General features: G+C 61.3%; 13 protein-coding genes. 2 read left to right on the top strand and 11 right to left on the bottom strand.

All coding sequences use genetic code 11. The features are described 5' to 3' along the window. Entirely contained in the window at positions 1 to 1,191 is a 1,191-nt protein-coding gene (locus I6E52_RS13415; protein ID WP_197126644.1) for a substrate-binding domain-containing protein, read from the bottom strand. A 127-nt stretch (positions 1,192 to 1,318) separates the two neighbouring features. Between I6E52_RS13415 and I6E52_RS13410 the strand changes: the two genes are divergently transcribed. Further along, entirely contained in the window at positions 1,319 to 2,515 is a 1,197-nt protein-coding gene (locus I6E52_RS13410) for an acetyl-CoA C-acetyltransferase (protein WP_197158230.1), read from the top strand. A 102-nt stretch (positions 2,516 to 2,617) separates the two neighbouring features. Here I6E52_RS13410 and I6E52_RS13405 read toward each other — a convergent pair whose 3' ends face one another. The 4 genes from I6E52_RS13405 to I6E52_RS13390 all read right to left on the bottom strand — a co-directional run bounded on the left by I6E52_RS13405 (position 2,618) and on the right by I6E52_RS13390 (position 6,785). Beyond that, positions 2,618 to 3,946: an RIP metalloprotease gene (locus tag I6E52_RS13405; protein ID WP_197158228.1), complete on the bottom strand. Its 1,329-nt coding sequence runs from the start codon at positions 3,944 to 3,946 to the stop codon at positions 2,618 to 2,620. Positions 3,947 to 4,035: 89 nt separating this feature from the next. Next, positions 4,036 to 5,118, bottom strand: a complete 1,083-nt coding sequence (locus I6E52_RS13400) for a 1-deoxy-D-xylulose-5-phosphate reductoisomerase (RefSeq protein WP_197158226.1) — start codon at positions 5,116 to 5,118, stop codon at positions 4,036 to 4,038. A gap of 50 nt (positions 5,119 to 5,168) precedes the next feature. Continuing rightward, complete coding sequence (locus tag I6E52_RS13395) at positions 5,169 to 6,152, bottom strand: FKBP-type peptidyl-prolyl cis-trans isomerase (protein ID WP_197158224.1); 984 nt, start codon at positions 6,150 to 6,152, stop codon at positions 5,169 to 5,171. Between the two features lie 150 nt (positions 6,153 to 6,302). After that, positions 6,303 to 6,785 carry an OsmC family protein gene (locus I6E52_RS13390; RefSeq protein ID WP_197158222.1) on the bottom strand — a complete coding sequence of 161 codons (483 nt, stop codon included), beginning with the start codon at positions 6,783 to 6,785 and terminating at the stop codon, positions 6,303 to 6,305. Between the two features lie 168 nt (positions 6,786 to 6,953). On the opposite strand from I6E52_RS13390, the gene I6E52_RS13385 reads away from it, so the two are divergent. Next, positions 6,954 to 7,937, top strand: coding sequence for an asparaginase (locus tag I6E52_RS13385; protein WP_197158220.1), 984 nt, complete (start codon positions 6,954 to 6,956; stop codon positions 7,935 to 7,937). Between the two features lie 21 nt (positions 7,938 to 7,958). Here I6E52_RS13385 and I6E52_RS13380 read toward each other — a convergent pair whose 3' ends face one another. The 6 genes from I6E52_RS13380 to I6E52_RS13355 form a co-directional block, all read right to left on the bottom strand. Beyond that, positions 7,959 to 9,164, bottom strand: coding sequence for a PotD/PotF family extracellular solute-binding protein (locus I6E52_RS13380; protein WP_197158218.1), 1,206 nt, complete (start codon positions 9,162 to 9,164; stop codon positions 7,959 to 7,961). A gap of 233 nt (positions 9,165 to 9,397) precedes the next feature. Then, positions 9,398 to 12,376: an FtsK/SpoIIIE domain-containing protein gene (locus I6E52_RS13375; protein ID WP_197158216.1), complete on the bottom strand. Its 2,979-nt coding sequence runs from the start codon at positions 12,374 to 12,376 to the stop codon at positions 9,398 to 9,400. Positions 12,377 to 12,508: 132 nt separating this feature from the next. Continuing rightward, positions 12,509 to 15,565: an FHA domain-containing protein gene (locus I6E52_RS13370; RefSeq protein WP_197158213.1), complete on the bottom strand. Its 3,057-nt coding sequence runs from the start codon at positions 15,563 to 15,565 to the stop codon at positions 12,509 to 12,511. A gap of 82 nt (positions 15,566 to 15,647) precedes the next feature. Then, complete coding sequence (locus I6E52_RS13365; RefSeq protein WP_197158211.1) at positions 15,648 to 17,939, bottom strand: transglutaminase domain-containing protein; 2,292 nt, start codon at positions 17,937 to 17,939, stop codon at positions 15,648 to 15,650. Further along, positions 17,936 to 19,366 carry a DUF58 domain-containing protein gene (locus I6E52_RS13360; RefSeq protein WP_307842546.1) on the bottom strand — a complete coding sequence of 477 codons (1,431 nt, stop codon included), beginning with the start codon at positions 19,364 to 19,366 and terminating at the stop codon, positions 17,936 to 17,938. The genes I6E52_RS13365 and I6E52_RS13360 overlap by 4 nt, the downstream gene beginning before the upstream one ends. Continuing rightward, a complete protein-coding gene (locus tag I6E52_RS13355) occupies positions 19,363 to 20,334 on the bottom strand; it encodes a MoxR family ATPase (protein WP_197126618.1) in 972 nt (323 codons plus the stop codon). Before I6E52_RS13355 ends, I6E52_RS13360 begins: the two co-directional genes overlap by 4 nt. Between the last annotated feature and the right edge of the window lie 6 nt (positions 20,335 to 20,340).

Below are 20,340 nucleotides of genomic sequence, written 5' to 3'. Positions count from 1 at the left end.
TTACTCTGCGATGGGCGGGGTTACGGCGTCAGCATCAACGGCCGTGACGAGCTCAGGAATCCACGAGTCGCCATCGGCAACAAGCGACACCTGGAACATCGGCTGGATCATCGCGTGGTCTTCAGCGCGAACCGTGATCGATCCCTTGACGGAATCGAAGGTCCAGCCTTCGAGCGCGGCGATCATAGCGTCGACATCGTCGCCACCTTCACGCACTGCCTGAACAACCATCTGAGCGGCAACGAAGCCGTCGGGCGAGAACAGGTCGGCCTGCTTGCCCTCTGCTTCGAGGTAGCTGACCATGGCGCTGTTGGCGTCATTGTCGGTCGCTCCTGCGAAGTAGTGGTTGAGGAAGCTGATCTGGTCGCTCGCGGCACCGTAAGCGCCATAGGTCGAGATGTCACCAAGACCGGTTGCGACAGGAACGCTGTCGAACACGCCCTGCTGGCTGAGCGCCTCCCACATTGCACCGGATGTTGCACCAGCCCATGCAACGAACACGAGGTCGGGCTGAGCATCAACGATCTGCTGCGCGAAAGGGGTGAACTCGGTGGCATCTTCGGGAACAAGCAGGCTCGTCACGTCAGCACCCTGGCCGCCAAGGACGGCGGTTGCTGCTGCGACATTGCCCTGACCGAAAGCGGTGTCCTGAGCGAAGACCAGAACGGACTGGCCTGCCGGGTCACCGATGAAGGTACCGGCGGTTGCGACGTCTTGGTAGCTCTGACGACCCGAGCGGAACGTGTAATCGTTCACGCCAGTGATGCCGTCAGCCGCGGCCGGCCCGGAAATGTAGAGAACCTTGTTCTGCTCGGCTTGCTCAGCAAGCGCGAGTGCGATTCCCGACGAGACCGTACCGATGATGATCTTCTGGCCTTGGCCAATCACGTCTTTCGCTGCCGTGACGGCTTTGTCAGCGTCGCCAGCGTCATCCGTGATTTCGATGTTCAGCTCGCGGCCATCGACGGTGCCTGTTCCGTCGGTGGCGTAATCGAGACCAGCGTCGAAGCCGGCGAGGTAGGCCTCACCGTAGGCCGCGAGGGGGCCAGTTTGGGAAGTGATGATGGAGATATCGACGGGGGCGAGTTCATCGCCGCCAGTTCCGCCGTCAGTACTGGGGGCACAGCCCGCCAGTGTGAGTGCAACCGTCGCAATTAACGCCGGAGCGAGGTACTTTTTACTGACCCGCATGATGGGACCTTTCCTGCTGCCTTAGGAGGATTGTGATCTGAACCTGAGACCCGGTTCAGGTTTCATGTAGCCTATGGTTGCGCAACCGCGCTGTCAACAACGGCGCCCAAACAAAGGAGTTTGCACAGTGGCCAACACCCCCGCACCCAATGACGTAGTGATCCTCTCTGCGACACGCACCCCACAAGGGAAACTGCGCGGACAGCTCGCGTCGCTCACCGCCGTCGAGCTAGGTGCAATCGCACTTCGAGCCGCCGTTGAACGCTCCGGCGTGGATGTCGACTCCATCGATCAGGTGATCTTCGGTCAAGTGATCCAAGCCGGTGCTGGCCAAAACCCCGCCCGCCAGACCTCCATCGCGGCAGGCCTCGCCTGGAAAACCCCGGCCGTCACCGTCAACAAGGTCTGCCTCTCCGGACTTGCCGCCATTGTGGATGCTGCGCGTCTCATCCGTCTCGGAGAAGCCAACGTGGTCGCTGCCGGCGGCCAAGAGTCAATGACCAATGCCCCTCACGTGCTCCCCGGGTCACGCATGGGCTGGGCGTACGGAACCGTGTCAGCACTCGACACCGCAGCCCACGACGCCCTGACCGACGCGTTTGATGCTGAGTCGATGGGCGCGAGCACCGAACGCCACAACGGACGCCTCGAGATCGGTCGAACCGAACAGGACGAGATCGCTGCCGCCTCGCACCAGCGGGCAGCCGCCGCCATTGAGGCCGGAGTATTTGCCGACGAGATCGTGCCGGTCGTTATTCCCCAACGCAAGGGCGATGACCTCGTTCTGGACACAGATGAAGGCGTACGCGCCAACACAACCGTCGACACCCTTGCTGGGTTGCGCCCCGCCTTCGACCCCGAAGGCACCATCACGGCGGGCAACTCGTCGCCATTGAGCGACGGTGCTTCTGCCGTAATTTTGGCCAGCCGTGCGTGGGCCGAAGAACACAATCTGCCGTGGCTTGCGGTGCTCGACCGCTCGGGTCACGTCGCTGGCCCCGATAACTCGTTGCACTCGCAGCCCGCTCGCGCAATCGCGGCAGCCCTCGATAATGCGGGTTGGACGGCCGACGACCTCGATTTCGCCGAAATTAACGAAGCCTTTGCCGCGGTAAGCCTGCGCTCAACGGCCGAGCTTGGGTTGAGCCACGACATCGTAAACATCCACGGCGGCGCTATTGCGATCGGCCACCCGGTCGGAGCATCCGGTGCTCGCCTCGTCGTGCATGCCGCCCATGAGCTGGCACGCCGCGGCTCAGGCCGCGCTGCCGTCGCTCTCTGTGGCGGTGGCGGTCAGGGCGACGCGCTGCTGCTCACGCGCTAAAGCTGCCTAGCTGTGGTCGCGTTCAGTCGAACGCGACCACAGCGCCAGCCAGAGCTGCTGACGTAGCTAATATGGCCCGCTTCGCTAGAACGGCCCGCTTCGCTAGAACGGCGAGATTGGCTTCACGATGTCTGCGTACACCAACAGCAGTGTCATGATGCCGAGGAGCACGACCACCACGAGGGTGAGCGGCACGAACTTGGCGGTGTCGAGCGGACCAGGATCCGGCTTGCCAAATAGTTTCGCGAAGAAGCGGCGCACGCCTTCGAACAGCGCGCCCGCTACGTGCCCGCCATCGAGCGGCAGCAGCGGCACGAGATTGAAGACGAAGAGCGCAACGTTGAGCGATCCCACCAAACTGATGAGGTAAGCGGCACGGTCGGCAACGGTTGCCGCCTGCAAGCTCGTTGCCTCTCCGGCGATACGGCCGACGCCGACGAGTCCGATGGGACCGTTCGGGTCGCGTTCCTCCGGACCAAACGCGGCAATTACCACGTCGACCATGCGCTGCGGGAGAGTCAGAACGACCTTGGCCACGGCCACGATGTTGTCACCAACAGCAGGCAATACAGCGGTCACGGGCTGCTGCACGGTCTCCGCCGCTGGGCCAATTCCCAAGAAGCCGTACTCCTCGGTCAGGGCTTCGCCGTCATCGTTCTCAGCGATCTGCCCGCTGTCGTCATACACGTATCGTTCCGCGAGCAGAGGCTCAGCGGTGAGAGTGACTTCTTCTCCCGCACGCTCGACCACGATCGTGAGCTGATCCCCCGCAGCGGCACGAATGTGCTCAGTGATCTCATCCCAAGTCGCGATTGGCTCACCGTCCATCGAGACGATGCGATCGTCGGGTTGGATGCCGGCAGCAAGAGCAGGGGCAACAGGGTCGCTGTCGGTGCACGCGTCGCGGTCAGCGGAAGCGGGGATCACACACTCCGAGACGCTACTGATCGTCGTCGATGCCTGAGCGGTTCCAAAGCCCATCAACAGAATCGCAAACATCACGATCGCAATGAGCAAGTTCATGAACGGACCACCGAGCATGATGATGATGCGCTTGAACACCGGGAGTTTGTAGAACGCCCGCGACTCATCGACATCGGTGAGCGTATCGGCGCTGGACTCCCGGGCATCCTGCACGAGAGTTTGGAAGACACTCGTCGTGGAACTGCGTGAATTGTCGTGTGATTTGCCGGGTGGGAACATGCCCGCCATGGAGATATATCCGCCGAGTGGAATGGCCTTGAGACCGTACTCAGTCTCACCGCGCTTGCGGGAGAAAAGAGTCGGGCCGAACCCGATCATGTACTGACTCACGCGCACGCCGAAGAGCTTCGCCGGCACCAAATGACCAATTTCATGCAGGCCAATAGAGACAGCAAGCCCGACCACAAGAATCAGGACACCAAGAATGTACAAGAGCACGTTTTCCACTCGCTAAGAATAGTCACGAGCACCGACGCTCGCCTGTACTCGTGCTGTGGAAGCCCCAGAACCGCCCCAGATTGGGGGCGAATCCCACGCTAGGAGCGGGTCGCGACCACCGCGTCCGCTGCCTGTCGCGCCCACGACTCGGCAGCCGCGAGCGACTCGAGCGTCAGCTCGGTCGCCTCGTGGCTCTGCACAACCTGCTCAACGACATCCAGAATATCAAGGTAGCCGATGGCGCCAGCGTGGAAGGCAAGCACCGCCTGCTCGTTGGCGGCGTTGAACACAGCCGGGAACGTGAGGCCCGCGGCGCCAACGGCTTTGGCCATTTCCACAGCCGGGAACACCTCGTTATCGAGAGGTTCGAAGCTCCACGTGCTCGCCGTCGTCCAATCGAGCGGCGCTCCGACGCCGGCAACCCGCTCTGGCCAGGCCAACCCGAGAGAGATCGGCAAACGCATGTCGGGAGGGCTCGCCTGAGCGATCGTCGAGCCATCGACGAACTCCACCATCGAATGCACGATGGACTGCGGATGCACAGTGACCGCAATGCGGTCATACGGCACCCCGAACAACAGATGCGCCTCGATCACTTCGAGACCCTTGTTCACGAGAGTCGATGAATTCGTCGTCACCACGAGGCCCATATCCCACGTGGGGTGTGCGAGTGCTTCACGCGGGGTCACGGTGTGGAGCGATTCCCGCGTGCGACCACGGAACGGTCCCCCGGATGCCGTCAGCACGAGGCGTCGCACTTCCGAGTGTTCGCCTGAACGCAACGCTTGGGCTATCGCCGAGTGCTCCGAATCAACCGGAACAATTTGGCCGGGCTTCGCTCGCGACATGACGAGCTCACCGCCGACGATGAGGCTCTCTTTGTTGGCGAGGGCGAGCATGGCGCCGGACTCGAGGGCCGCGAGCGTTGGCCCGAGGCCTACAGAACCGGTGATTCCATTAACGACGACATCGGCAGGGACATCCCGGACCAGCTGGGCTGCCTGCTCAGCGCCGAAGGCAATGTGCTGCACGCCAAAGTGTGCCGCCTGTTCTTCTACGAGAGTGCGGTTGCTGCCTGCCGCCAGACCGACGACCTCGAATCGATCACGGTTTGCCTCGATAACTTCGAGGGTTTGCGTGCCGATCGAGCCCGTCGATCCGAGCAGAATTATCTTGCGCATCCCGCTACTTTAGTTGGCTCGCACAAATGTGCGTCAACACTAGGGCTGAATTAGCCGATACCGAGGATGTCAACGACGAACACGATGGTGTCGGTGCCTGAAATTCCCGCGCTTTCGCTGCCTGCTTCGCCGTAGCCTTCGCTTGGCGGAAGAACGGCAATGATCTGCGAGCCGACCTGCTGACCCTCAAGAGCGGTCTTGAAGCCACTGACAACCTGGCCCGTGTTGAACGTCGACGGTTCTCCGCGAGCCCAGCTTTCGTCAAAGATCTCGCCGGTGGTCCAGTTCATGCCCACGTAGTGAACAACGACATCCGAGTTCTCTTCGATGGTCTCGCCGTCGCCCTGCTTCAGCACAGCAACTTCGAGCTCCGTAGGAGCGTCAGCGTCGGGGATGGTGATTGTGGGGCGACCGTCATCGTCGAGTTCGACGGTGGGGAAGCCTTCTACTGCAGGCTGGTCTTCACCATCGGCACGCGGAAGAGCAGGCTCAGCGGGCTCGTCGACAGAAATGACATCAACAACGAAAACAATGTCGTCATCTGCGCCGACTCCGAGCGACTCGCGACTCGCGTCATCGGCAAAGGACTCCTCGGGAGGAATAACCCCGACGAGGCGTGAGCCAGCGGTGGAACACTCAATAGTCTTGACGATTCCGACAAGGAACTGCTCAGCATCCACCGGGAACGGCGTGAGGCCAGCATCGTCGTATGACGTGGAGGAAAGTTCTTCACCGGTCGCGCCGCTGTACAGCGAGAATTGAACGTTGGCGGTTGATGCTTCGATAGCAGCCAGATCGCCATCGCCAGCGATAGCAACCGTGCGCTCAGTCTCTGAGACGTCGGTCGGGAAGTCGATCGTGACCTCGGGCTTGGTGCCAAAGTCGCCGCTCACTTCAACAGCGTCTGACGCAGAGCCTGATGACGTCGGAACGCAATCAGCGGATCCCTCAGCCGTCGTGGAATCTGCGGGAGAACACGCCGCAAGCGACGCCACAACGCCGATGGTCAACAGAAATGGAATCGCTTTACGCACAAGAACCCTTCACAACACGAACACGGAGCACCAATCCTGCCCCACCGCGGCTGAACAAAGCGTGTGGAATCGCCGCCGGTACGTCGACAGTTCACCCTGCACTCGCTATGACGAACGCTGCGGCGCTCCGGAAACCGGCACGCACCGCCGCTACTCCTCTACTGGCGCCTCCACAATGACGCGAGCTTGGTGCAGCACAGGAAAGTTGACGGATGACGCGATGAAGCACTTCTGGCTGGCCTCAACGTGAGCATCCATGGCGTCTTCCACACTGCCGGCCGCAATCGTGACCACCGGTCGCAGCGTGACCGACGTGAAGTGCCCGCCACCGTTATCCGTCTGCTTCATCGTGCCGGAAACTTCGTCGTGATACGCCGTGACGACAATGCCTCGACTCACAGCCACATGCAGATAGCTCAACATGTGGCACTGGCTGAGCGCCGCGATGAGCAACTCTTCAGGATTCCAGCGATCTGCCGAGCCGTGAAAGACGCGGGCGCTCGAACCGTCGATGGGATGCTTGCCCACGGCAGTGATGTCGTTGTGGCGCGAGTACCCACGATAGCTAGTGGTGCCGTCGCCCAGATTGCCCGACCATTCCACGCGCACTTCAAAGTTGTGGTCGATGTTCATTGGGACCTCCTTGGCCTGCTAAAAAGCCAGCCTTGGCGATCACACCGGGTGATCGGGCAAACTTCTCTCGAGATCACGCTAGCGGTCAACGCTGGGAGTGAGCGAAACTGTTCCCCATCATGAAGACTGCGGTGCCCACACGCGCTTTGGCGGCGATAACGTAGGAGAGTGAATTCCCCCTCGGCCTCCCCCGCAACCGCTCTCACCGTCAACGACACCGTTCAGCTTGCTGTCCTTGAACGCTCGGGGATGATCGAGTCACGCCACTTGGGTGCCGCGGTAGTGCTCTCCCCCGACGGCACTGAGCTACGCCGCCTCGGCAACCCCGACGCTCTCATCTATCCGCGTTCGACGCTCAAGCCGATGCAGGCGATCACTGTGCTTCGTGCGGGAGTCACTCTCACCGACGAACAGCTCGTGCTCGCGAGCGCCAGCCACACCGGCACCCAACGTCACCAAGATGTCGTGGCTTCGACCCTGGCCGCGTACGGCCTCGCCGAAGACGACCTCCGCTGCCCGCCCGACTGGCCAGCCGACTCCGAAACCCGACGCGCCTCCGACGCTCCTCGTCGCCTCGCCATGAACTGTTCAGGCAAGCACGCGAGCTTCTTGGCGGCCTGCGTCGTGAATGAGTGGCCGCTGGAAAGTTACCTCGAGCACGGGCATCCGCTGCAGGAACGCATCCGACAGACCGTAGTCGAGTTCACGGGCGCACCGCTTGCTCATGAGGGAACGGATGGATGCGGGGCTCCCGTCTTTGCCATGAGCCTTGTCTCACTCGCCACCGCCATTCAGCGCGTGGTTACCGCTACGGAAGAAACCGATCCTCACGCCGCTGCCCTCGTAAACGCTATTCGGGCCAACGCGTGGGGACTCGACATGCCCCAAGTGGCCGAAGCAATGGACACGCTCGGGATTATCGCGAAGCGAGGGGCGGAGGGGGTGCTCATTGCGACAGCCCCCGACGGCACCACGGTGACCCTCAAGATTCTTGACGGATCGATCCGCCCGCTGCTTCCCGTCGGGCTCTCGCTGTTGGCCGAAGCTGGCGCGCTCGATGCGAAGGCCGTCGCTGGTGTACTGGAAGCCACGACCGAGCAGGTGCTGGGCCGTGGACTCCCCGTCGGCGAACTCCGTTTCGAGCTCGCCTAAAGTTCTCCGCGAACTCGCGCGCTAGCCCTTGCCTGTTATGCGGCGGAACTCAGCGTTGAATGACTGATCGTCGGTAGTGCTGAGCGTGCGGAAAGTGCGCGCTCGCGACATTGCCGTCGCGTTCGGGAAAGTGAACTGATTCGACGCAAGCTTGGGGAAGTTCTCAATGGCGAACTCAAGGGTTCCGTCGACGGGACTCACGCAGTGGATCCACTCCACAACTTCGGTCGCCACCGCAGGGTCGTAGTAGAAGTTCATGAGCTTTTCGGCGCTCGCTTTGTGTTGCGCACCGGCAGGAATCACAAGCGAGTCAGTGAAGAATGTTCCGCCTGAGCCTGGGAGCAAGAACTTGAATTTCTCGTAGCCAGCTTGTGCGTTAAGAACGACAACGTCTCCAGCACGAGCGAACCCAGCGATGGCTTCGCCCGACTTGAGCTTGTCTAGGTAATCACTACCGTAAACACCAAGAATGTGCTTCGACGTCAAGTGCTCTTCGAGCACGGCGCTTGCCTTCTTGTATTCCTCGATACCCCAGTCTTCCTCGGCAATATCGATGCCCTGAGCAAGCAGCAGCATGCCCATGGTGTGGCGCATTTCTGCGAGAACGACAACTTTGCCCTTGAGCTCCTCGTTCCAGAGTTGATCGACCGAGAGCACTCCGCGAGGGTATTCTTCAGCGTTCCACGCCAGTCCGATAAAACCACTTTGCCAGGGCAGCGAGTAGCTGCGATCGGGGTCAAAGTCTGGACTCGCAAGCGACTCGGTGAGATTGGCTTTGTTGGGGATGTTGGCGGCATCCATTTCTTGGGCGTACCCGAAACGGATGAGTCGTGCGGCCATCCAGTCGCTGACACAGATAATGTCTACGCCCGTCGGCTCGCCCAACGAGAGCTGATCTTTCATCGTGAGGTAGAAACCAACGTTGTCTTCAATGACAGCCTTGTACTCGACCTCGACCCCGGACTCCTCATAGAACGCTTTGAGCGTGGGAGAGCGTCCGCTGAGGTCTTCGTCGATGTACGACGGCCAGCTTGCCCAGACAAGCTTGTTGTCGCTGTCGGAAATATCATTCGCATCTGAACCATCCGGCGCAGCACATGCTGCGAGAGCGAGCGCGGACGCACCAAGCCCCGCTCCTTGCAGCAGTCGCCTGCGGCTGAGTTGAGATTGCTTCGCCTGCAGCATTAGCTGCTGGATCGCAGGATCCTGCGGAAGTGGTCTCGTCACTGTTTCTCCTTCGCCCCCACCAATTACCCCGATGGTAGTGAGCGCGGTCTTCTTTGTTGTAGCCCCAGTTAGGAGGGGCCTCGTGGGTCCGTTGCAATAATTCCATGTTTCCGCAGTAATTTCGCCCAATAATTGTGCCCAATTCGGGTACCGCCGGGTTTCGTGCACGCCCGCAAGAATTGCTGTTTCCGTTGAGGTCGAGAACCCGTGCCTGCGGCGTCTCAGCAAGTGGCCTAGCACTGTGGGGCCCCACCGTCGCTGTGGGCGCTGTGGGGCAGCCGCACGCGCTGCGCTGGCCCCGTGTCGGTGAGACACCAGTATTCGCCTGAGCCGGCCGTCAGTGGCGGCGGGAGTTCGCGAGTGCGGGCGAGCTGGCGGTAGTCGCTGAGGCTGCAGCCATCGAGCACGATCGTGGCGTGATGCCGCAACGCCGCCAGCGCGCCCCAGCGTGATTGCCACTCATCAACGGATCCGATCAAAGCAATGGGAGAACGTGACCCTGCCGGGCGGGCTAAGAGCTCCCGTTCGCTCCCTGGCGACCCCTCGACATAGCGAGTCTCCCATCCAGCGGCCGCGTATGCAGTCGCGGTGGCCGACGGGCGACTGCTCGCGACGACGATGTGGTCGCTGCGCGAGAGGGTCGTTGACGAGCTTTGTTCTGCAACGGGAAGGTACTGGCCGCTCTGCGCGACTTGGACTCTCTTTCCTCGCCAGAGACCTCCTCCTGCTGGCAAGGTGGGGAGGTATTCATCAGTAGTGCCGCCCGAGAGGATGAACTCTTGCCGACTGCTGAATCGGAGACGAAGAACGCTCGGCATGAGTTGTGACAGTGACTGCAACGGCGATGTGATTCGTTGGGCACTAGCAATAACCCAGATGCCGTTCGCAGGTCCCTCCCGCAGCACACGCGTGAGCCGTTCAACGACGACCGCGCGGTATTCATCATCGAAGCGAGCCAGCACAGCATCGATGTCGTCGATCACGACGTGGGTCGGGGATGACTGATGCGCTGCTTCAGCGCTGTAGTCGAGCCGACCGTATAATCCGGCGAGGGTATCCCAGAAGGCTGCGGGCTCAGCACTCATCACGACCACGGCTGCCGTGCTGACATGGGCAAGGGTGGTGAGCGCCGTTGTCTTTCCGCTACCAGATGCCCCTAACAGGAGCAGGGGTCCGTCTGTTTGGGGAACCCAACCAGCCCGGCCGTGGCGTTGAAGCTCAGGCAGGTCGGTCAGCCCAAAGTGAAGAGAGTCGGAGTCTGCCTCACCCGGCGACTCATGGGGCTCTTTCTCCGCCGACGTCTGCAGAACTGCAGCGAGAGGGATGTGCTCGCTCAGTGGTTCACACCAGGGCCGTCTGGGTGGAGCGGCGATCGGCCAGCGCTCCGCTACCTCGTGAATATCGCGGGGCGAGACGAGCGCAAACTGAACCAGCTCCGCTGAGGACGAGCCATGCGCCACCCACGCGCGACCCTTTGCTTCGGCGGGCAGTTCTGCGGCGCGATCGCTGCCGATGACGGCAGAACTGTCGGCACCGTTGTTGACGCGGAGAGAAATCCGCAAATCCGCATTGGCGAGAAGCGCATCGCGTACGACTCCGGATGGTCGTTGCGTGCACAGGATGAGGTGCACTCCCAGCGAACGTCCGCGCGCCGCAATGTCGCTGAAGAGCACATGAAGTTGGGGGTACTCGGCCATCATGGCCGCAAACTCGTCAACCACGATGACGAGGCGCGGCACGCTCGCAAGTTCTGAAATATCACGCACGCCCGCCTGGGCGAGAGCACGCTCTCGGTACCGTAGCTCGGCGCTCAGGCTAGAGAACGCCCGTGCGGCAGCGGTCTCGTCGAGATCGGTAATTATCCCCACGGTGTGGGGCAGTGCTGTCAGCGCTGTGAAGGCGGAGCCACCCTTGAAATCGACGAGCAAAAAAGTGACGTCTTCTGGAGATACTTCGGCGGCCATCGCAAGAACCCAAGCAATGAGCAATTCGCTCTTTCCACTGCCGGTGGTGCCGCCCACGATGGCGTGGGGGCCGTTGACGACAAGATCGATGGTGAGCTCCCCCGACGCCGCGACAGCGGGGCGAGCGGCTAGCGATCGACGACTGTCGGGGCGCGAGGCGAGCATCGAAACGGGACGTTTTTCGAGTTCGGCAAAGGCAACGGAATCGGGAAGGGCGTCATGCCCCGAAGCCAGTCCATCGCGGGCCGCGATATCGTGCGCCGCTCGCACCCAGACCAACGCTTGCTCTCTGCCGAGGAACGACGGCTCGAAGTCGCGGCGTTGATGGCGGTCAGGATGCCGCACCACGGCCACACTCGCAGCGTTCGTGCGGATCACAATGCGATGCCCGCTCGGCACCTGTTTTTCTTCCGAGACGATCGTGATGGAGACACGGGGGCTGGGATCGCCAAGTGCTCCCCACTGCACGCTCGCGATCTCACCGCTCGCACTGGCCGCATCCACAGCCCGCCCCGGTGCCCCGCTCGATCGCAGCAGGCGGTGGGGCAGGCGTTCTCCCCAAATTTCTGTCGCGAACACGCCTGTGAGCCGCACCCAGCTTGAGGTGGGCGCGAGCGTGCGAGCGAGTTGAATCGCCAGTGAGCGCGCGAGTGACAAAGCCATGAGGTTGTTACCGAATAGTGCGATGCCGAGACGGGCATTAACCGCGATGGGCGCCCGACTCAAATGTTCCGCTTGCTCGGTCAGGCTGCGGTAAGTCTCTTCGACATCCTGCGATACAGAATCGTGCGAGGCTGTGCGATCGATTGAGATGCTGCTGCGGACGCTGCCGTAGCCGAGATGGACAGGAAGAACATTGTCGGGTTCGCGCATCCACTTCGACGCGTCGGTGAGAACGTCATTGACCAACATGATGGACGAGGGAGTTTTCTCCGCCAGTTCAACGAGTTCGCGGCGATGGTAGGCCTGAATCTCCTTCGTCGTTGTCGCGGCATCCGCCGCGAAGCGCGACCGCTCGGCGCGCACCGTTTTGCGCGCGGTTACTCGCGAATCGATGTAGCTTCCGGTCGCGGCCAATGGCCCCAGAGCCGCAAAGATGAGTGCAAACATCGAGCCAGTAATCAACCAGATCGCCACCGAGGCGACCACCGGCACTGTGGCGGCGATAAGCGGAAATCGAAAAGGAGTTGGCGCTTGCGGCGGAGCGGGCAGGAAGATGCGTGCGTCGGGGGTTCGGGATTCGGTCACATCCCTACTCCAGCAGGGCTGGCTCGCGCTGCGTTGAGCGCGCTCACGTCCGTGGAGAGCGCCACTCAACGTGCGCTGTGTAGGGGCGGATGCGGCAATCACAACGCGCTGAACATCGGATGCCGCAGACCACTAGCTCACTATGAAGAACTGTTCCCCAATTTCAACTCGCGTTCCGCGGACGACGCGATACCTCTTCCCAGGCTCGCAGCGCTTGGGCTCGCCGCCTGGTTCGCGCACGATCGATCCGTTGCCGGAATACCGGTCGCTGATCCAGAACACTCCACTCATCTGCCCAAACTCCAAGTGAGTCTTGGACACTGATTTGCTGGGGTCAGTGATCGGTACGACGATGTCGAACTTTTCTGAGGGTTCCGGGATCGGGTTACGACCGACGAGGCCGTTTCCGGTCACGATCACGCTGTCCCCTGTGCTGAATTGGAGCACAAACCGGGTTCCAGTGACGCTGCGCTCCACGATGCGCGTATCTTCGATGTCTTCGTCATCAGCACCAATGGCTGCCAGTGGAACCGGCGGTGAGATGGGAAGTTCGACACGTTGGTGGGACTTCGGCGGCGGCGCAAGCACAGAGAATGGCTTCGAGCCTGTGGAGAGCGCGGCAGCGGCCTCACCAGCGTCGTCATGCTCGGCCTCAGGCTCAAGATCCGGCGCTGCTACCAGATCGCGCGCTGCTGAATACTGCGGCTCTGGTTCGAGCAACGGCTCCGGTTCGGTCATGATTTCGGGAGCGTCAGGCTCGACTGCTTCAGCGGAGAAGTGCTCATCGATAGCGACGACATGCTCAGCAACCGGGTCTTCTATCGACTCTGATGGCGCGGGTGATTCTGATGCGGCCGGTGTTGCTTCTTCGATCGCCGCAGGCATCTCCGACTCCATGTTCACGTCGTTCGGAGCTTCATCGTTCGCGGTGGATTCTGCCGACGATTCGACGGTGGAGATGATTGGAGCTTCATCGATTGCAGGGGCACCGTCGTCGATCGCATCTGACACCGCGGGTGTGCCTTCGTCGGCGGCAGAGGTTTCGTGCACGATGGCGGCGCGTGCGGGGGCTACGACGCGAGCACCCGGTCCTACGCCGTGGCGCACAAAGCCACAGGAACCGCAGAAGATATCGGATTCAGCCAACACTGTGCCGCACTGCTGGCACGTCTCGATGGCTGAGTCAGTTGGTTCGGCTGACTGCCCGGCTTCGTCACCCTTAAGTTGTGTTTCGACGGCCGCTACCACCGCAGCGACTTCACTACGCGGTTGGGTGCCATGATCGCCGGCGGCGTGGGGTTCTGTGCCCGACGCCGTTGCAGCTGATTCTTCCGGCGCCGCCATAACTGCGGGCGCTGGCTGGCCATCGACACGTTCGGAGGCGACTGGGGCGAAGGCGGATGCACGCAAGCGGTCCGCGGTCGTGAAGAGTGGTTCTTCTCCGAGTCGGCGCACGGGCTTCACCCGCAGTGGCGCTGGCTCCTCGTCGACGATATCTGGCCGTCCCAACTTGCTCAGATCGGGCTCGAAAGCCGACCGTGAGAGCGGCGCCGGTTCCACGAGCGGCTCGGGTTCTACAAGCGGCTCAGGCTCAGGCTCAGATTCGGGTTCGGGTTCCGGTTCCGGCTCCGGCTCCGGCTCGGGTTCCGGCTCCGGTTCCGGCTCCGTCTCCGTCTCCGTCTCCGTCTCCGTCTCCTGCTCAGGCTCAACTAGTGCCTCGACGTCTGACTCCGGCGCAGTTTCTGGCTCAGAATCGCCATTCATAACATCGACGTTCTCTACTTCAGAATCTGCGACAGTTTCAGGCTCTTCGAACTCGGGCGCGACATTGGGGGTCTTTGCTGTCGTCACGTCATCAGCATCAGCATCAGCATCAGCATCAGCATCAGCATCAGCATCAGCATCAGGCTGAGACTCCAGGTGGGCCGGGGACTCGTCCGTGGCTTCGGCGAGAGCTTCGTCGGTCTGTTCGGATTCGAGCTCAACTGGTGTCGCAGTCGCAAGCTCGACGGGAGCTTCGGGCTCGTCAACGGCCGCATTAGCATCAGACTCGTGAGCGTCGATGGCGGAGTTAGTATCCCCAGCATCCGCATCTACATTCGGCTCAACGACTTCGCGCACTGCTACCGCTGGCGCGTTCACAATCTCGACCTCATCAACTGCGAGCGAGAAGAACTCCGCACCGTTCGAAAGCGGAATGGATTCTTCTAGGGTCGGTGCTGGCATACCCCGCCAGCTCTCGTTCGTTTCGCCAAGCGACTCTTCGGTCGCGGCATCGGCGCCTGCAACACCTTCACCGTCAGCGCTGAGCGTGACCGCGGGCTCGGGCTCGTCCGCAGCGGCGACGGGCTCAACCTCGTCGGCTACCGCAAGCTCAGGTTCGTCGGCTGCCGCAAGCTCAGGCTCGGGCTCGGGCTCAGGCTCAGGCTCAGGCTCCGTTGCAGGCTCAGCTTCCGCTTCGAAGGCCGGGGCGATCTCCGGCCCAGGGGCCGACACAACCAGAAGGTTCTGGTCGAAAGTGAGAAGCGCGGGATTCGCGACCTCGTCGTAGGGACCATCTTCGTCAAATGGAAGCACCTCGTCGTACGGGCCATCTTCGTCAAACGGAAGAGGGCGATCCTGTTCCCCAGCATCGACAGTCGACGCCGCATCGCTGGGGATCTCAGAAGCAGCGATGTCAGCGACGCCCGATTCCTCCGTCTCCGCCTCGCTCGCAGCCTCAGAATCGGCACGAACTACATCAGCGGCAGCTGACAACACAAGCGGTTCACCCAACCGCAGCGTTCGGGCGCCATCTGCCAGCACATCCGGTGCCGACTCGAGGGCGTCACGAAGTGCTGCAGGAAGCTCCGCATCATCCGTGTGAATCTCAGCAACGGGCGCGGCCTCGAGAAGACTCTCGGCACGCTCAGGATCCCGCCCCGTGGTCGTGGAAGCAGGAGCATCCACAACGTCGGATGTCGCGACCGGGTTCTGCACAGCCGCCACCTCTTCAGCATGCTCGTGAGCGGTTGTCGTTACGGCCGGAGCGGACCCACTCGCAGTCGTAGCCGCGGCAGAGCCACGATTGCGGCGGCGACGCAGATTGTCCGGTGCTTCGTCGTTGACGCGGTCTGAACGCTCAGTGACGACGGCAGCAGCAGGAGCTGCACCATTTACGGCAGCACCCCTGCGGGCGCGACGAGACATCGCAGGCCGTCCACACTCAGCACAGTAGACGGCATCGGCGGGCAGTTGCGTCGCGCAGAAAGAGCAATTCACGGGTAGTCCTCTATCGCTTAAACAGACTTGTGACACTATAACCACCGAGCGATCGCAGCGATATTTTGGTCTTGAACCGCGCCCAGCGCGACAGTCCAGTATTGAGTTGAGTTTCCAGTTCCGTCACGTTCGTCCAGAACGCATCGGCTTCAACAGTTTCCGGTTCAGCACCGGAGAAAATGGCACGGTCAGCGTGCTCAGCGAGTGTGCGAGCATCCGGAGTCGCCATTACAGCAGCAACTTCTGTTCGCGTTCCCGAAAGAGGCGGTGAATAGCCGTGGTCGATCAGCGAATCTTCGAATTCCTGCCATCCACCACTGATCTGTTCCACCGTCGAGTCGGCGCGCTTTCGCAGCTGTCGACGCCGCACCTTGGCAGCAATAATGAGCAGGAATGGCGCCGCGAGTACCACGAGCACCAGCAGCGACCAGCCCGCAACGCGCAACACGGCAAGAACCGCCTGGAGTACGGGGTCGAGGTCAGGCTGCAGCGCTTGCTCACTGTCAGGATTCGACTGACGGTTGGTCGTGTCCGACTCGATTTCGGGCGGCTGAACCACAGTTTGGGGTCGCGCAACCTGCGCGATATCGTCGGGATTCTCTTCCGGGATTTCCCGCAGCGGCGGGTTGGGGTCGATCGTCACCCATCCATACTCTGCGGTGTTTACTTCGATCCACGCAGAGACATCGTCGCCTCGAATTTGAGGATCTGAGGTGATGAATCCGAGAACCACGCGGGTCGGGAAGCCCAGTTCATTCGCCATCATGGACGCCGCAACCGCATACTGCTCGCCATCGCCAATCATGCGGGGCGCTGTGAACAGTTCTGCGATGCGATCAGCAGAGTGGCCGGACCGGCTGGCGGGCTCGTCAACGCCAACCCCGTGGCTGATGTAGCCGTCGGCGGCGAGCCCATCGAGCATCGCCGCGAGGCGCTCCCCCGGCGTCGTGACGCCGCGAACGTATTGGTCGAGTCGCTCAGTGAGCTCCTCTGGGGAGTCTTGAACGGGCGGAACCTCTGCGAGACCGGGAGTGAGAGCACTGAGCTCTTCGGCACTCGGCTGCACAGGAATAACGCCCTCAAAGGTGTAGGTGTCGCCACTTTCGAGACCGCCAACGACGGCGGCTGTCCCGGAGATTTTGTTGTAGTAGAAAGAATCGCGAAGATCCGCCGCGCGCGACCCCGAAAAGTCGACTTGCTCGAACAGTCCGACAGTGGGGAGCCAGACACCCTCATAGCCGGCAATCGTGATGGTCAGGTCGACTTGATCACCGTCAACTTCAGACTGGTCAAAACGAGATGGCACACGAGAGAACGAACCTGATGCGCTCGACACGCGTCCGCTACCGACCGCATACACAACACCGTTGTAGCTATCGAGTGTCGCGAGTCTCACTCGGGTACCCAGTGGAACGCCTGAAACTTCAAATAACACAGAGTTCGCGGTGCTCGGCTGCCAGTAGCGACGGAATCCGGAAAGCGGGCTCACATAGTCGCGGGGATCGAATGGTTCCACAATCGCCGTCCGCAGCACTGCTCGATTGTTGGTCGGTGGCGCGAGGTTCACCGCCACCAGCGCGACTCCCGAGGCAATAGCCAAAATGACCACAGCACTGATCATGGTGCGCACACCCGCGAACCCAAACTCGCGTTTGCGTCGCGCAACTCCGGGCGCGTCCATTGCCGCTTCAAGCGCATTGACGGTGTCTCGACGCCGGCGCCACCGGAACCACACCATGGCGAGCGCAATCACAATCAGAAGGGCGAGAGCGAGAGGAACGGGCTGGTCGGGGTAGGTCGGGCCCAACGCGATCGCCATGACAAAAATGATGATCGACGGCACGACAGACAACTCTGCGACCGCCGTGCGGAATGCGATGCTCAGCGAAATCACAGTGCCGAAGAAGACGAGGACGAGAGCAGGAACGAGAAGAGCTTGATAGTTTCCGACCGGCAGCGAGATGGTCAGCAACTGTTTCCAGCCGAGCGCAACGCCAAGCACAAGGTCGCTCAGACCTTCCAGCGTCGGAACTACTCCCCATTGCGTCTCCGATGGGACAGCCACAGGAACGCCGATGACCACGAACATGATTACTGCGACTATCGACGTTGTCAGGAATGACCAGCGGCGCCAGAGCGAAGCAAGCGCGACTATTGAGCCTGCGAGGACTCCGGCAACGATCAATATGGTGAGATCTGTCGTGCGATAGATCGGCCAGAGCGCTGCCGAAGCCAGCGCGACTGTAAGCCAGAGCAGAGCTCCGGAGACGACAACGAAAGATCGAGTAACGGGGGCGGTCATGCACCCGCCGATCTCGCGAGGGCTCTCTTCAGCTCTTCAAGGTACCCAATGGTGAGCACGCTGAGGCCAGAAACCCGCCGGAGCCCCGGGACCGCTTCTGGGTCGCACACGATCGCTACCACTTCGACATTCGTCGCAAACTTGGTAGACGCCGCCCGCAACTGCTGCGAAGTCACAGTCGACCCACAAATCAAGAACGCAACAGAAACTCCACTGGTCTGTTCGGAGGTGACGCGCGCGACATCGATGAGGCGCAGTGCCGTGTCGGCACGCTGAACGCGCGTGAGGTCATCCAGCAAACGGGTTCCGGTGAGCGTCGATAGCGCCCGCACTGCAAAAATCTTTCGCTTCGCAAACTGGGGTGTTTGCTCACTCGCCACGACTGTTACCGTGCGGGCATCACGGATCGCCTGAGCACCGAGCGAACCGGCAACACTCACCGCCATTTCGAACTCGTAATCATTCGCATAGTCGGTGGTAGCCAAGCTCAACGCAATCACGAGGTGGCTTCGTCGAGTCTCTTCAAACTGGCGCACCATGTAGCGGCCGGTGCGAGCAGTAGTTTTCCAATGGATGTTGCGTCGCTCGTCACCACGCACGTACTCCCGCAGCGCGTGAAACGAAATGTCGTTGTTCGCGAGGTCTTTGGTGGGGTTGCCTTCCAAGTCGCGAATAAGCCCCGTGCTCACACTCGGGATGCTGATGGTGCGCGGGTGTACGAAAACTTCGGCAGATTCAGTCCACACCAACTCGCGGCGCACGAGTCCCACCGGGTCAGCACGCACGGTGCGCACGGGCCCGACTGTGATTACTCCACGTCGATGAGTGGGGATCGGAAATTCGTGTGTCGCCGCAGCGCCAGGACGCAGACTCGGCAACACCGCTTCAGCATAGGTCGCTGCGATAGGAATCTCAGCAACAACACCGAGGCTCCGACGCTTGCCCTCGTTCTCGCCTCGCACCTCACCACTTGCGTTCTCTCCAACGACAACGCGATGGTGCCCGACATGCAGACTGATCGTCAGCTGGCTGCGCCCAAAGAGATAAATCGCGGCCATCAGCGCAATCGCAGCGAGGGCGAACCCCACGACGACTAACTCTTGCCATGCGATCGTGTACCCCACAGTGAGCGTGACCGGCACGAGCAGAAGAACTACCCAGCCGACCGGGGTGACCACGGCCGTGATGCGCTTGGCGTACCGGGAGAAAGTAGCTCGCGCGAGCACCGCAAACCGTACAAGCCCGACAATCAGGTCAGCAAGAAACCCCGTACGGTAGCCAACAATTCGTGTTCGCGCGTTGTCTAGACCGCGAATAGCGGTGGGAAAGTCCGCATCCGAGCGCGACTTTTCACCGCTCGGACTCGATTGTTCCGGCGCGGTGAATTGTGGCTGCCCTTTCGCCGAGCGGTTGAGAATTGAACTCACACGGCTTGCCGTTCTGTGGGCGGAGGGTTCTCGATCAAGATCTGAGCGATCACGCTTGAGGCAGTGACTCCCTCGAATTCGGCCTCGGCATCGATCACGAGACGATGAGCGAGAACTGATTCGGCAAGAGCCTTGACGTCATCCGGCACGACGTAGTGACGACCATTGGATGCTGCGAGCGTCTTAGCTGCCCGGATCAGCGCCAACGCACCGCGCACACTCACACCGAGTCGCACTTCGGCAGCACTTCGGGTCGCTTCGACCAGACGGCTTACGTAGTCGTTGATGGTTGGATCAACGTGCACGGTGCGCGCGAGTTGCGCCATTTCGACAACAAGTTCCGCGCTCACGACGGGCTCGATCGCGGTCGAGTGTGCAGCAACGCCGGCGCCATCCAAGATGCGCAGTGTGGACGCACGGTCGGGGTAGCCGATGGAAGCCTTCATCAAGAAACGGTCAAGCTGAGCTTCGGGCAAGCGGTATGTTCCTGCCTGCTCGATGGGGTTCTGGGTGGCGATCACCATGAACGGGGCGCCTACAGGGTGCGTGACTCCGTCGACGGTGACTTGCCCCTCTTCCATCACTTCGAGAAGGGCTGCTTGAGTTTTGGGGCTCGCCCGGTTGATCTCATCCGCGAGAACGATATTGGAAAAAATGGGTCCAGCATGAAACTCGAACTCGTTATCGCGCTGATCAAAAATGCTGACACCGGTGATGTCACCCGGCAGAAGGTCGGGCGTGAACTGGATGCGGTTTGTCGTTCCCGAAACACTCTGTGCGATGGCGCGAGCAAAGGAGGTCTTTCCCGTTCCCGGGTAGTCCTCAAGGAGTAGGTGTCCTTCGCTCAGTAGGGCGGTGAAGCCGAGTCGCACTACAAACGTCTTTCCGAGGAGAACTTGTTCGACGTTCGTGACGAGTCGGTTGAAGCTTTCCGCGAACCATGCGGCTTCGTCGGGAGTCATGGTCATAGCGCA

The sequence above is a fragment of the Salinibacterium sp. NG253 genome, from assembly GCF_015864945.1.
Lineage (GTDB): Bacteria > Actinomycetota > Actinomycetes > Actinomycetales > Microbacteriaceae > Rhodoglobus.
The sequence above is the reverse complement of the archived record's forward strand: the minus strand, read 5'-3'. Positions and strand labels throughout refer to the sequence as shown.

Excerpts from the sequence above, each read along its gene's own strand:
- I6E52_RS13415 (WP_197126644.1), bottom strand. The coding sequence starts at position 1,191 with ATGCGGGTCAGTAAAAAGTACCTCGCTCCGGCGTTAATTGCGACGGTT.
- I6E52_RS13400 (WP_197158226.1), bottom strand. The coding sequence starts at position 5,118 with ATGCGCAAGATAATTCTGCTCGGATCGACGGGCTCGATCGGCACGCAA.
- I6E52_RS13370 (WP_197158213.1), bottom strand. The coding sequence starts at position 15,565 with ATGTCTCGTCGCGCCCGCAGGGGTGCTGCCGTAAATGGTGCAGCTCCT.
- I6E52_RS13365 (WP_197158211.1), bottom strand. The coding sequence starts at position 17,939 with ATGACCGCCCCCGTTACTCGATCTTTCGTTGTCGTCTCCGGAGCTCTG.
- I6E52_RS13390 (WP_197158222.1), bottom strand. The coding sequence starts at position 6,785 with ATGAACATCGACCACAACTTTGAAGTGCGCGTGGAATGGTCGGGCAAT.
- I6E52_RS13355 (WP_197126618.1), bottom strand. The coding sequence starts at position 20,334 with ATGACCATGACTCCCGACGAAGCCGCATGGTTCGCGGAAAGCTTCAAC.